Genomic DNA, 11,948 nt, shown 5'->3' on the forward strand with positions numbered 1-11,948 from the left:
AGATGAAAAAAATATATTCATTAGTACTTACTACCCTAATTTTATTTTCTTGTGGAGATAAAAAAGAGCAATCTATAGATGATGTAATTGCTACCAAAGACATTAAGCAAATTCGTACCAAAAAATCTGAATTAGATAAAAAAGTACAAGAAATTTCTGAGGATATTAAATTACTAAATGCTCAAATAGAAGAGTTAGATACACTTAAAAGAGTGCCTTTAGTTACAGCAATTACTATAGAAAATGAAGTTTTTACACATTACTTAGAATTGCAAGGAAATGTAAAAACAAAACAAAATGTTTTAATTTATCCAGAAATGCCAGGAACATTAGAAAGAGTTTTGGTTAAAGAAGGGCAAAAAGTTTACAAAGGACAAGTATTAGCAAGAATAGATGATGGTGGAATGTCTCAACAAGTTGCACAATTAGAGGCAACAACTGCTTTAGCTAAAACAACTTTTGAGCGTCAAGAAAAATTATGGGAACAAAAAATTGGTTCAGAAATTCAGTTTTTACAAACCAAAACTAATTATGAAGCTACCAAAAGCCAATTAGCACAACTTAAAGAGCAACTAAGTAAATCTACAATAAGAGCTCCTTTTGCTGGTGTTATAGATAACGTTTTTAAGGATCAAGGAACTGTGGTTTCTCCTGGTCCAGGTTCAGAAGTTTTTAGAATTGTAAACTTAGGTAACATGTTTATAGAAGCAGATGTACCTGAATCTTACATTTCAGATATTGTAACTGGTAAAGAGGTTGAAATTGAATTTCCAGTTTTAGGAAAAACTTTAGATACGAAAGTTCGTCAAACAGGTAACTTTATCAATCCTGCAAACAGAACATTTAGAGTAGAAATTGGTGTGCCAAACCAAGACAGAAGCATTAAACCAAACTTAACTGCAAAACTTAAAATTAACGATTACACTAGCACAGAAGCAATATTAATTCCACAAAGTATTCTTTCAGAAAATGCAGCTGGTGAACAATATGTGTACAAAATAACAAACTTAGAAGCAGATTTTGGAACAGCAACACAAGTAGTTGTAAAAACTGGTAGAACACAAGGAGATGTTATTGAAATCTTAGAAGGCATTGCTGTTGGTGATAAACTAATAAAAGCTGGTGCTAGAAGTGTAAAAGATGGTCAAGAAATTAAAATTTCTAAATCTTAATTGAATAGAAGATGAATAAAAATCAACAAAATAAAACAGATAAAGAATTTAAGTTATCTACGTGGGCTATTAACAATAAAACCACAATGTATGTAGCTATTTTCTTGATTCTTGTTCTTGGTATCTCTGCCTACTTTAGTATGCCCAGAGAAGATTTTCCAGAAATTAAGGAAACCAAAATATACATCAGTACTTTATATCCAGGTAACACTGCAGAAGATATAGAAAAACTGATTACAGATCCACTAGAAGACCAATTAAAAGGTTTAAGTGGTGTTGTAGAAATAACCTCTACATCTCAAGAAGATTACTCTATGATTATTGTAGAGTTTGATGATGATATGAATGTGGAAGTTGCCAAGCAACGTGTAAAAGACAAATTAGATACAGAAAAAGCTTCTGAAGACTGGCCAACATTTAATGGTGCAAAAGTAGACCCAAATGCTTTTGATTTAAGTATGTCTGAAGAAATTCCGTTTTTAAACATCAACATTTCAGGAGATTATCCTTTACAGAAGTTAAAAGAATTTGCTGAGTATCTGCAAGATGATATCGAAGATTTATCAGAGGTAAAACAAGCAGATATTAGAGGTGTACAAGACAAAGAGGTAGAAATTGCTGTAGACATCTATAAAATGATGGCTGTAGAAGTTAGTTTTGATGATATTACAACTGCAATTCAAAGAGGAAATGTTACTTCATCTGCAGGTAACTTAATTGCAAGTGGGCAAAGAAGAACCATTAGAATTTTAGGAGAAATTGATAAACCATCAGACTTAGAAAACTTTGTAATAAAATCTGAAAGAGGTAATTCTATTTACCTAAAGGATGTTGCAACAGTTACTTTTAGAGAAAAAGACAGAACTACGTTTGCCAGAAAAGAAGGTAAACAAGTAGTAATGTTAGACGTTAAAAAACGTGCAGGAAAAAACATGGTTGCTGCTGCTGAAAAAGTGAAAGTTTTAGTAGAAGATGCAAAAGCAGAGTACTTTCCATCAAACTTAGAAGTAACTATTACCAATGATTTATCAGACAAAACAATTGGTCAAGTAGATGATTTAGTAAACAACATCATCTTTGGTATTATACTAGTAGTAACAGTTTTAATGTTTTTCTTAGGCTTTAAAAATGCACTATTTGTTGGTTTTGCAATACCAATGTCTATGTTTATGTCTTTAATGATTCTAGGAGCTATGGGTTATACCCTAAATACCATGATTCTTTTCGGATTAATTATGGGACTAGGAATGCTAGTAGATAATGGTATTGTTGTCGTAGAAAACGTATATCGTTTAATGGATGAAGAAGGTATGACAAGAGTTGAAGCTGCCAAAAAAGGTATTGGAGAAATTGCTTATCCTATTATTATATCTACAGTAACAACAGTAGCTGCCTTTGTTCCTTTAGGTTTATGGCCAGGTTTATTTGGACAATTCATGATCTATTTCCCAATTACACTATCTGTAGTTTTAGGTTCATCTTTAGTAGTAGCTATTTTCTTTAATTCAGTTTTAGTATCACAATTTATGACAACTGAAGACAAAGAAATGCCTTTAAAGAAAATAATTAGAACATCTGCCATTATTGCTGGTATAGGTATTGTTATCTTAATTTTTGGAGGTGCTTACAGAGGTTTAGGTTCTGTAATGGTTTTTACGGCTATTATGTTATGGGCTTATAGATTTGTGTTAAGAAAAGCAGCTAACTATTTTCAAAGAAATACTTTAGTTTGGTTAGAAAATGTATATGAAAAAGTATTAAAAGGAGCCTTAAAAGGATGGAAACCAATTGGAATTACCATTGGTACTTTCTTATTATTATTTGCTGCTTTTGGAGGTTTTGGATGGTCTGTAGGAACACAAAGAACTAAAATTGAGTTTTTTCCAGATAACAAACCAAATCAAGTTGTTGTTTATATAGAATATCCTGAAGGAACAGATATTTACGAAACCAATAAAATTACAAAAGAGATTGAAGAACGTGTGTACAGTGTCTTAAATCAAGATTTGTATATGGATGGAGATCGTAATTTTATGGTAGAAAGTTCGGTTTCTCAAGTTGGTGAAGGTGCAGGAAACCCACAAACAGATGGTGGTTCTGCAGCAGAAATGCCACATAAAGGTAAAATTACAGCTTCAATGCGTCAGTACAAATACAGACGTGGTTTAGATAGTGAAGAATTACGTCAAAAAGTACAAGAATCTTTAACTGGTATTTATCCTGGAGTATTGATTTCTGTAGAAAAAGATGCTAATGGACCACCAACAGGAGCTCCTATTAACATTGAATTAGAAGGTAATAATTACGAAGAACTAATTGCAACTGCAGAAAAAATGCGTGCATATGTTAATACTAGAAATGTACCTGGTATAGACGAATTAAAAATAGATGTAAATAAAGATAAACCATCTATGAAAGTAATTGTTGATCGAAAGAAAGCAGGTGAATTAGGTGTATCAACAGGTCAAGTTGGGCAACAATTACGTAATGCAATCTTTGGTGCTAAAGCTGGTATTTACAAAGAAGATGGAGATGATTATGACATCAACGTTCGTTTTCAAGAAGATATCAGGTACAATAAATCTGCATTATTTAATCAAAAAATTACATTTAGAGACATGGCTTCTGGTCAAGTAAGAGCTATACCTGTTTCTGCTGTAGCTTCACAAAGCAATAGTTCTGGTTTTAGTGCTATTAAGCATAGAGATACAAAACGTGTTGTAACTGTTTACTCTCAGCTAGCACCTGGTTATGTAGATGCTGCTGCAGTTGTAGATCAGATTAAAGAGGAAATGAAAAACTTTGAAGGGAAACCTGAGAACATCAACATAGATTATACAGGTCAAATAGAAGAGCAAAACAAGCAACAAGCCTTTTTGGGTGGAGCTTTCTTTAAAGGATTAGCGTTAATTTTCTTTATTTTGATTTTCCAATTCAACTCTGTTTCTAAACCAGGAATCATTATGATTGCTATTTTCTTAAGCTTTATTGGAGTTTTTGGAGGTATTGTTTTAACAGGTTCTTCTTTTGTTATTATGATGACAATGATGGGTATTATATCCTTAGCAGGTATTGTAGTAAACAATGGTGTTGTACTTCTAGATTACACCCAACTTTTAATTGATAGAAGAAAAGAAAAATTAGGCTTAGAAGATAATGACTACTTGCCTAAGAAAGATCTTTTAGAAGCTGTAGTTAAAGCTGGTAAAGCTCGTTTAAGACCTGTATTGTTAACAGCAATTACTACTATTTTAGGATTAATTCCTTTAGCAATTGGTTTAAATATAGACTTCTTCTCATTATTTAGTGAATTCGATCCAAAAATTTATATGGGAGGTGATAACGTAATTTTCTGGGGGCCTTTAGCTTGGACAGTTATTTACGGTCTATTTGTAGCTACATTCTTAACTTTAATTGTAGTACCAATCTTGTTTTACTTAATCACACAATTTAAAATGTGGTTAAAAAAGAAGACTGCAAGTAATGAAGAAAAAGCAGAATTAGCGTACACAGAAAATGTAAGAATTGATGAAAAAAATCAGTTATAAGCATTTATAATATTTCATAAAAAAGGCTGAAGTACATACTTCAGCCTTTTTTTATTTACCTGTTTTACTACCAATCCAAATGTTGCCTATTTTTTGAAAATAGGTAATTTCTCCTTCTGCATTTTCAGAAGTTCGGTAAGATGTTTTTATTCTACGTTTAAACTGTTTTAATAATTCGTTACTATCACCTTCTTCCACAAATTCAATTTCATCTTGTACATCTGTTGATGTAAAATAACCTTCTTCATGAGCGTAAACCCAATTAAACTCAGCTAATTTATCTGATAATTTCCCAAAATTTTGCAATGGTATTTTTTTCTGTTTCTCTGGTCTATAGAAAGAAATTTTATAAAAATCAATTAAACCATCAATAGCACAAACTACTTGAGAGCGTTCTAAATTATCTTCAAAAAGCCACAAAACTAAATGATAAGGCTTATTTAGTGTTTTAAGTTTTGCATCCCAAGCATCAAAAATTTCTATAAAACTGGCTATAATTTTAGTTCGAATTTTTCCTTTTGGAGTTGGTATTTCTGAATTTAAAACAGCAATATCACAAAAAGGACTTACCCAAAATTTACAATAATTTCTTTTAGCTTTGTCTAAATACTCCAAGTCTAAAACTTTATTATAATTTTTCCAATCTTCTATATCTTTAAGAAGTCTGGTATGTCCTCTAACCTTTCTATATCTAATCATAACAAATTTTGCTGTGTTTAATCAAATATATTTATTAAATATTAAAATAAAGAACTTTTAGTTTTTTGTAATTTTGATAGTATGTTTAAACCTAAAAAGAAATCTTTTACTGTAGATGAAATTAAACGAAAAATAGAGCAGTTTTGCGTATATCAAGATAGGTGTCACAAAGAGGTTGAACAAAAAATGCGAGATTATGAGCTTATCCCAGAAGCTAGAGAAATGATTTTACTAAGTCTAATGCAAGATAATTTTCTGAACGAAGAACGTTTTGCAAAGAGTTTTGCCAGAGGTAAATTCAGAATTAAAAGTTGGGGAAAACAACGAATTATAAGAGAACTTAAATTTAGAGATATTTCTACTTACAATATTAAAACAGCACTAAAAGAAATTGACGAAAACGAATATTTAGAAACCATTTACAGAGTTACAGAAAATAGAAATAATGTTATTTCTGAGTCAGATAATTACAAAAGAAAAAAGAAATTAATCGATTTTTTAATGCGTAAAGGTTTTGAGAATGAGCTTATTTTTAAAACTGTAAACGAGGTTTTAGAAAACACTATTTAAAAGTATTCTGAAATATAGAATCGTTTTTTCTTTTGGCCATAATTACCTCTTTAATATCTTCATTAGGTATTGCAACAGAAAGCACATAGTGCTTTAAAACCCAACCATTTTTATTTTTTTCTAAAACTCCTGAACCTCTGCAAGCGCCCATCCACGTTTTTAATAACTCATCAAACCAAGCAATAGAACCATCTTCGTTAAAATAAATATTACGTTCTAAACTTTTAAATTCCCAAGCTTTTCCATTATCAAAATAAGGTTTGCTAAAACCTTCAAACTCCTCTTTAGTCCAATTTTCAGAAGCATCTGTCCCAATAAAAATTGAAGTGGAATCTAACTTCGAAAAATAATTTTCGTAATTAGCTTCTGCAGCTGCCAAATGCCAATCATCCATAAAAGAATTTACGGCTTGTTTGTCTTTGGTAAAATCTATATTAGAACTTGGTTTTTCATTAGTAGTATTACAAGCTAATAAGGTTGATACTGCAAATACAAAAAGAGCTAATTTTTTCATTGGTTGGTTGTTTTTTCTTCTAATTTACGCTGTAAATTATCATTGATAGATTTTTTAGATACACTATCTATTTTTGTAGAGTCTAAGCCAATAAACTTTACATCTATATCTATAGCATCTTCAAACCTTTTCTTAGACAAAATGGTATTTATTTTCTCATTTACAGCAGAAAAAGAAGTAATTATTTTCTTGGTTTGTGTATCCACTTCAGTAACTGTAATTGAAGGTATATCTCTCATATCTACAAGCCTCAAAGTTTCATTATGTAAAATATTTAAGCGTGCATTAAATGAGGGAATATCAAAAAGAACTGGCTTCTCTTCCTTTTTTAAGGTAGCTACTAAACCTTCTAATTCAATAGAATTACTTAAAACTTCTTTAGCAGAAACATTTTTAAATCGATCTAAAAACTCGTTAACCGCTTTTAGCTCAGCCCAATCTTTAGTCTCCTCTAAATATATAGGTGATATTTTTTTTGAAGTTGGATACTTACGAACAATACTCATTAAAGGTTTATCCTCATTTTTAAGATTAGCATCTTCTTTCTTTTCATTACAAGAAATAATACTGAATAGCGCTAAAACGTAAATTATGTTTTTCAAAAGAATAAGTTTGATTTGTAAAAATAAACAATTTTTAACGGTGTAAATTGCTTAATAATTAATAAAGTTCAGTTAAATTAATTATAGATTCATCAGCCAAATAAAGCTTTAAGATATTCTATTTACGAATAACAAAATTAAGTACCTTTGTTCTTGATAATTATTCAATTTTAAACAATGAGTACTGTAATTCTAGTTTTAGGTGCAAGTGGCCAAATTGGTACAGAGTTAACGCAAAAATTGCGAAAAACTTATGGTAATGCAAATGTTATAGCTTCAGATATAAGAAAAGGTAGTGATGAGCTTATGGCTTCTGGACCTTTTGAAATTATAGATGCTACAGACAAACAAACTATTTTGGAAACCGTTATTAAGTATAAAGTTACTCAAGTTTATTTATTAGCAGCAATGCTATCTGCAACTGCAGAAAAAATGCCTCAAAAAGCATGGAATTTAAATATGAATTCACTGCTAGGTGTGTTAGATTTAGCCAAAGAAAAACATATTGAACAAGTGTATTGGCCTAGTTCAATTGCTGTTTTTGGGCCTTTAACTCCAAAAGAAAATACACCTCAGCAAACTGTTATGCAACCTTCTACAGTTTATGGAATTAGTAAGGTTTCTGGCGAGTTTTGGTGTAATTATTATCACGAAAAATTTGGGGTAGATGTAAGAAGTTTACGTTATCCAGGTATTATTTCTTGGAAAACAAAACCTGGAGGAGGAACCACAGATTATGCTGTAGACATCTATTTTAAAGCATTAGAAGATAAAAAGTTTGAGTGTTTCTTGTCTGAAAATACACGTTTACCAATGATGTATATGAATGATGCTGTAGATGCAACAATACAATTAATGCAAGCCAAACCAGAAGATGTAAAAATTAGAACTGCCTATAATTTATCTGCAATAGATTTTACACCTAAAGAAATTGCTGAAGAAATTAAAAAGCATATTCCTGATTTTGAAATTTCTTACAATCCAGATTTTAGACAAGCTATTGCAGATAGTTGGCCTTCATCTATAGATGATTCTGAAGCAAGAAAAGATTGGAACTGGAAACATAATTTCGATTTAAAATCAATGACAGAAGACATTCTTAACAGCTTAAAAGAGCAAGAATAGTTTATTGTAAGTATTCTTAAAATTTTCGTCTAAAAAATAGAATTTAGTGCAAATCGAAATGAAAGATATTATACAAGAAAGTTTAAAAAATACATACACCTATTTAGAATATAAAAATTTGGTAAAACACCTTTTAGCTGAAGGTAAATCTACTGGTCCTAATCAATCTGAAGCATTAACAAATTACAGTTTGTTAAATGATAAAAGAATGAAACGTCTAGACAAAACCATTAAGCTAACTGAAAATACGCAATTAGAAATTGCAAAAGTTACCCAGCCACAAACCTGGCTTGTAATTACAGAAGGTTGGTGTGGAGATGCTGCCCAAAATTTACCTGTAATAGATAAAATGGCTAGCTTAAACTCAAATATTGAGTTGAAGTTGGTTTTGCGTGATGAAAATTTGGCTTTGATGGATTTGTTTCTAACCAATGGTGGTAGGTCTATTCCTAAATTAATCATTTTAGACAAAGATGTAAACGTTATAAATACTTGGGGTCCAAGACCAAAAGTAGCTACTAAAATGGTTGCAGATTATAAAGCAGAACATGGTGCTTTAGATGCCACTTTTAAACAAGATTTACAAGTTTGGTATAATAAAGACAAAGGACAAAGTACTCAGAACGATTTTGTAGAAATGATTCAAAACTCATTCTTAAAAGAGGCTTAGTTCCTACCAATAATCTTTAAAAAACCGCAAACTGAAATTAGTAAGTTTGCGGTTTTTCTTTGCTTATCTTTGCACAAAAAAGAACCATGTTTGTTGATTACAGTGAAATTTCTGATGATGCCAAAGTTTGGATTTATCCTTCTAGTAGAAAATTTTACAACACAGAAATTGAAGCGCTTGAAAGTAGTATAAAATCGTTTGTAAAAAATTGGCAAAAAGAAGATGAAAACTTCAAAGCATCTTACCAATTTTTATATAATAGATTTATTGTATTGGTGGTAGAGTATTCAGAAACTGCCATTTCAAATGCAGTTATAGATGCATCTGTCTCTTTTATTTTACAACTTCAAGAAACCTATAAAGTTGAGCTTTTAGATAAAATGAATGTATGTTTTAAACAAGGTGAATTTGTGCAGTACAAAGAACTTAAAGACTTTAAAAAACTACTTAAAAACAAAGCATTAACAGGTAAATCTATAATTTTTGATAATCTTGTAAACAACAATTACGATTTTAAAAACTTCTGGGAAATGCCAATTGAAGACAGTTGGTACAATCGATTTTTATAATTTTTTATGCTTACTGTAAACCATATTTCCTTTCACTATCCCAAATCTAAAATTGTTTTAAATGATTTTAATTTTAGCCTAAATCAAGGAGAACATCTTTGTGTAATGGGTGAAAGTGGCTGTGGAAAATCGACACTTTTAAAAGCTATTTATGGTTTATTAGATTTAAATAAAGGATCTATCCATTGGAATGATGAACAAATTCTTGGGCCAGAGTTTAACCTAGTACCTGGATTTGATACATTTAAATACGTGGCTCAAGATTTTGATTTAATGCCTTATATTTCTGTATCAGAGAATATTAAAAAGTACTTATCTCGCTTTTATCCTAAAGAAAGTGAACAAAGAACACAAGAGCTTTTAGAAGTTATAGAAATGAAAGCTTTCGAGAACACAAAAGTTAAAAACTTAAGTGGTGGCCAGAAACAAAGAGTAGCTATTGCACGAGCCTTAGCTAAAGAACCTGTGCTTTTGTTATTAGATGAACCCTTTAGCCAAATAGATAATTTTAAGAAAAATACACTTCGTAGAAATCTATTTCAATACTTAAAAGAGAAGAATATAGCTTGTATAGTTGCTACACATGACAAAAATGATGCCCTTTCTTTTGCTGATTACTTATTAGTAATTAAAGACAATAAGATTTTAATAAACGAAAATCCTGAAGATGCTTATGCAAACCCAAAAGAGAAATATGTTACCTCTTTATTTGATGATGTAAACGAAGTAATTATAAATAATAAGAAACAATTATTATATCCTCATCAAATTAAAATTATTGAAAAATCTAATTTACAGGCACAAGTTACAAATGCCTATTATAAAGGAGGTTTTTGGTTAATTGAGGTGTCATTTAATAATCAACTTTTATTTGTTAATCATGCAAATGCACTATCAAAAGGAGCAAAAGTTAATTTAGGCATAAAAAAAGTCACCTAAATATAAAATTAAGGTGACAAAAATTATAAACTAATCCATAATGACCCCTTAAAAAAATTTACACCTTATGAAAAAGTTGGGGGATATAATTTTTCAATTGGTATTTCTACAAATTTATAAGGTTTACGTATTCAAAAAAGGTAAATCTCTGATTATTAACTGTAAAAATGGGAAAACCTTAAACTTTCACTGTCTTTCTAAAACTTTCTGGAGTATAAGAGGTATGTTTTTTAAAGTACTTATAAAAGTTAGCTGGGTCATTAAAACCAAGCTTAAAGGCCACTTGTTTTGCAGACATATTTGTATGTAAAATGTCTTTTTTCGCTTTTATAATAACGACTTCGTCTATGAAGGCTTTAACAGATTTATTACTAATAAAATTTACAATAGTATTTAATTTCTTAGCTGAAAAACCCATCATATGTGCATAGTCTTCTACCTTTTTAGTTTTGTGATAATTCTTTTCTACAAGATTTTGAAACTTAATAAACTCTTTTAAATGGTTGTTTAACTCGACTTTATTAAAGCCTCTAGATTTAATTCTATGAACCAAAGACAATAAAACATGGAGTAAACTTCTATTTATTCGTAAAGAATATTCATCTGCAACAACACTCGATTCCATTTCTAAACTTTGAACCAGTTTTATTATCTCTGTTAGTTCTTGATCAGCTATCTGAGTTTTTGGAGAAGTTAATAGCTCATTAAAAGCTTGTATAGATTTAGAAACTTCATTTTCATTTAAATACCTATTTAAAAAATCTTCTTTAAAAAAAATTACATATCCTTTGGCATCACTCTTATAAAAGCGATGTATTTGATTTCTTCTAATGGCTAAAAGTGTTCCTTTTGTGTAGGTGTAATCTGTATAATCTATATTATGTTTTCCTTCTCCTTCTGTAATTAAAAGTAAAATGTAGTAATTTAAACTATGAAACGCAGTCATAGTCTCTAAAGGAGGAAGGCTAAATAACTCTTCTAGCTTTGCTGTACAAAAGTTTGGCTCTGTGTGTACAGCACAATATTTATTAGGTAATTGTGTAATTGGCATAGTTGGGGGAGTTTACTATATAATATAAAAATACAAATTATTTAATTAATACAATTTCTATTTTTTTATTATTAAACGAAATTGTTTGACCTTTTGATTTGCCCAGTAATAGTTTACCAATTGGTGAAGAAACAGATATTGCAAAATACAAATTATCTCCTATCACTATTTGGCCTGCAGAAATACTTAAAAAATAGGTGGCACTATTTGTATAGATGATGCTTCCTAGATGTGCAATTTCAGAAGTTATACTTGTATTTATTTTAGATAATATTGTGTTCATTTCAGAAATTCCAACCAATTGCTGACTTGCTTTCTCCATTTCTAATTGCAACATAGCTCTACCTGTTTCATGTTTATCTCCTGCAGAACTTTTTGCTTCAGAAGTTAAAGCTTTCTGATTAGATGATATAGTTTGTTGCACAGTCTGCAACCTCTCATTTACAAACGATTTACAAGATTCTAAAAGTTGTTTTTTGAGCTCCATAA

General features: G+C 30.1%; 12 protein-coding genes. 7 read left to right on the forward strand and 5 right to left on the reverse strand.

Translation table 11 applies throughout. The annotated features are described in order from the left end of the window. Nucleotides 1–2 precede the first annotated feature (2 nt). Both LPB302_RS09110 and LPB302_RS09115 read left to right on the forward strand, forming a co-directional pair. Nucleotides 3–1,172 (forward strand): efflux RND transporter periplasmic adaptor subunit, encoded by a 1,170-nt coding sequence (locus LPB302_RS09110; protein WP_053973838.1) that lies wholly within the window; start codon nucleotides 3–5, stop codon nucleotides 1,170–1,172. 11 nt (nucleotides 1,173–1,183) lie between these two features. Then, nucleotides 1,184–4,720: an efflux RND transporter permease subunit gene (locus LPB302_RS09115; RefSeq protein WP_053973837.1), complete on the forward strand. Its 3,537-nt coding sequence runs from the start codon at nucleotides 1,184–1,186 to the stop codon at nucleotides 4,718–4,720. Nucleotides 4,721–4,771: 51 nt separating this feature from the next. Here LPB302_RS09115 and LPB302_RS09120 read toward each other — a convergent pair whose 3' ends face one another. Further along, entirely contained in the window at nucleotides 4,772–5,419 is a 648-nt protein-coding gene (locus tag LPB302_RS09120; RefSeq protein ID WP_053973836.1) for a hypothetical protein, read from the reverse strand. Between the two features lie 81 nt (nucleotides 5,420–5,500). Here LPB302_RS09120 and LPB302_RS09125 point away from each other — a divergent pair, with 81 nt between their 5' ends. Then, the gene (locus tag LPB302_RS09125) at nucleotides 5,501–5,989 is read left to right on the forward strand and encodes a regulatory protein RecX (protein ID WP_053973835.1); all 489 of its coding nucleotides are present in this window, start codon (nucleotides 5,501–5,503) and stop codon (nucleotides 5,987–5,989) included. Here LPB302_RS09125 and LPB302_RS09130 read toward each other — a convergent pair. Together LPB302_RS09130 and LPB302_RS09135 are read right to left on the reverse strand one after the other, a co-directional pair. Continuing rightward, on the reverse strand, nucleotides 5,982–6,503 hold the full coding sequence (locus LPB302_RS09130; protein ID WP_053973834.1) for a nuclear transport factor 2 family protein: 522 nt from the start codon (nucleotides 6,501–6,503) through the stop codon (nucleotides 5,982–5,984). The genes LPB302_RS09125 and LPB302_RS09130 overlap by 8 nt on opposite strands. After that, on the reverse strand, nucleotides 6,500–7,105 hold the full coding sequence (locus LPB302_RS09135) for a hypothetical protein (protein WP_053973833.1): 606 nt from the start codon (nucleotides 7,103–7,105) through the stop codon (nucleotides 6,500–6,502). The genes LPB302_RS09130 and LPB302_RS09135 overlap by 4 nt, the downstream gene beginning before the upstream one ends. 177 nt (nucleotides 7,106–7,282) lie before the next feature. Here LPB302_RS09135 and LPB302_RS09140 point away from each other — a divergent pair, with 177 nt between their 5' ends. From LPB302_RS09140 to LPB302_RS09155, 4 genes are all read left to right on the forward strand, one after another. Then, nucleotides 7,283–8,230 carry an NAD-dependent epimerase/dehydratase family protein gene (locus LPB302_RS09140; protein WP_053973832.1) on the forward strand — a complete coding sequence of 316 codons (948 nt, stop codon included), beginning with the start codon at nucleotides 7,283–7,285 and terminating at the stop codon, nucleotides 8,228–8,230. 58 nt (nucleotides 8,231–8,288) lie between these two features. Next, entirely contained in the window at nucleotides 8,289–8,900 is a 612-nt protein-coding gene (locus LPB302_RS09145) for a thioredoxin family protein (RefSeq protein WP_053973831.1), read from the forward strand. Nucleotides 8,901–8,986: 86 nt separating this feature from the next. Then, entirely contained in the window at nucleotides 8,987–9,469 is a 483-nt protein-coding gene (locus LPB302_RS09150; RefSeq protein ID WP_053973830.1) for a hypothetical protein, read from the forward strand. A 6-nt stretch (nucleotides 9,470–9,475) separates the two neighbouring features. After that, entirely contained in the window at nucleotides 9,476–10,408 is a 933-nt protein-coding gene (locus LPB302_RS09155) for an ABC transporter ATP-binding protein (RefSeq protein ID WP_053973829.1), read from the forward strand. Nucleotides 10,409–10,586: 178 nt separating this feature from the next. Here the strand turns inward: LPB302_RS09155 and LPB302_RS09160 are convergent, their stop codons facing one another. Both LPB302_RS09160 and LPB302_RS09165 read right to left on the reverse strand, forming a co-directional pair. After that, a complete protein-coding gene (locus LPB302_RS09160; RefSeq protein ID WP_053973828.1) occupies nucleotides 10,587–11,459 on the reverse strand; it encodes an AraC family transcriptional regulator in 873 nt (290 codons plus the stop codon). Between the two features lie 37 nt (nucleotides 11,460–11,496). After that, the gene (locus LPB302_RS09165; RefSeq protein WP_053973827.1) at nucleotides 11,497–11,946 is read right to left on the reverse strand and encodes a GreA/GreB family elongation factor; all 450 of its coding nucleotides are present in this window, start codon (nucleotides 11,944–11,946) and stop codon (nucleotides 11,497–11,499) included. Between the last annotated feature and the right edge of the window lie 2 nt (nucleotides 11,947–11,948).

This window comes from Polaribacter dokdonensis (assembly GCF_024362345.1).
GTDB lineage: Bacteria > Bacteroidota > Bacteroidia > Flavobacteriales > Flavobacteriaceae > Polaribacter > Polaribacter dokdonensis.

Excerpts from the sequence above, each read along its gene's own strand:
- LPB302_RS09110 (WP_053973838.1), top strand. The coding sequence starts at position 3 with ATGAAAAAAATATATTCATTAGTACTTACTACCCTAATTTTATTTTCT.
- LPB302_RS09115 (WP_053973837.1), top strand. The coding sequence starts at position 1,184 with ATGAATAAAAATCAACAAAATAAAACAGATAAAGAATTTAAGTTATCT.
- LPB302_RS09120 (WP_053973836.1), bottom strand. The coding sequence starts at position 5,419 with ATGATTAGATATAGAAAGGTTAGAGGACATACCAGACTTCTTAAAGAT.
- LPB302_RS09125 (WP_053973835.1), top strand. The coding sequence starts at position 5,501 with ATGTTTAAACCTAAAAAGAAATCTTTTACTGTAGATGAAATTAAACGA.
- LPB302_RS09130 (WP_053973834.1), bottom strand. The coding sequence starts at position 6,503 with ATGAAAAAATTAGCTCTTTTTGTATTTGCAGTATCAACCTTATTAGCT.
- LPB302_RS09140 (WP_053973832.1), top strand. The coding sequence starts at position 7,283 with ATGAGTACTGTAATTCTAGTTTTAGGTGCAAGTGGCCAAATTGGTACA.
- LPB302_RS09145 (WP_053973831.1), top strand. The coding sequence starts at position 8,289 with ATGAAAGATATTATACAAGAAAGTTTAAAAAATACATACACCTATTTA.
- LPB302_RS09150 (WP_053973830.1), top strand. The coding sequence starts at position 8,987 with ATGTTTGTTGATTACAGTGAAATTTCTGATGATGCCAAAGTTTGGATT.
- LPB302_RS09155 (WP_053973829.1), top strand. The coding sequence starts at position 9,476 with ATGCTTACTGTAAACCATATTTCCTTTCACTATCCCAAATCTAAAATT.
- LPB302_RS09160 (WP_053973828.1), bottom strand. The coding sequence starts at position 11,459 with ATGCCAATTACACAATTACCTAATAAATATTGTGCTGTACACACAGAG.
- LPB302_RS09165 (WP_053973827.1), bottom strand. The coding sequence starts at position 11,946 with ATGGAGCTCAAAAAACAACTTTTAGAATCTTGTAAATCGTTTGTAAAT.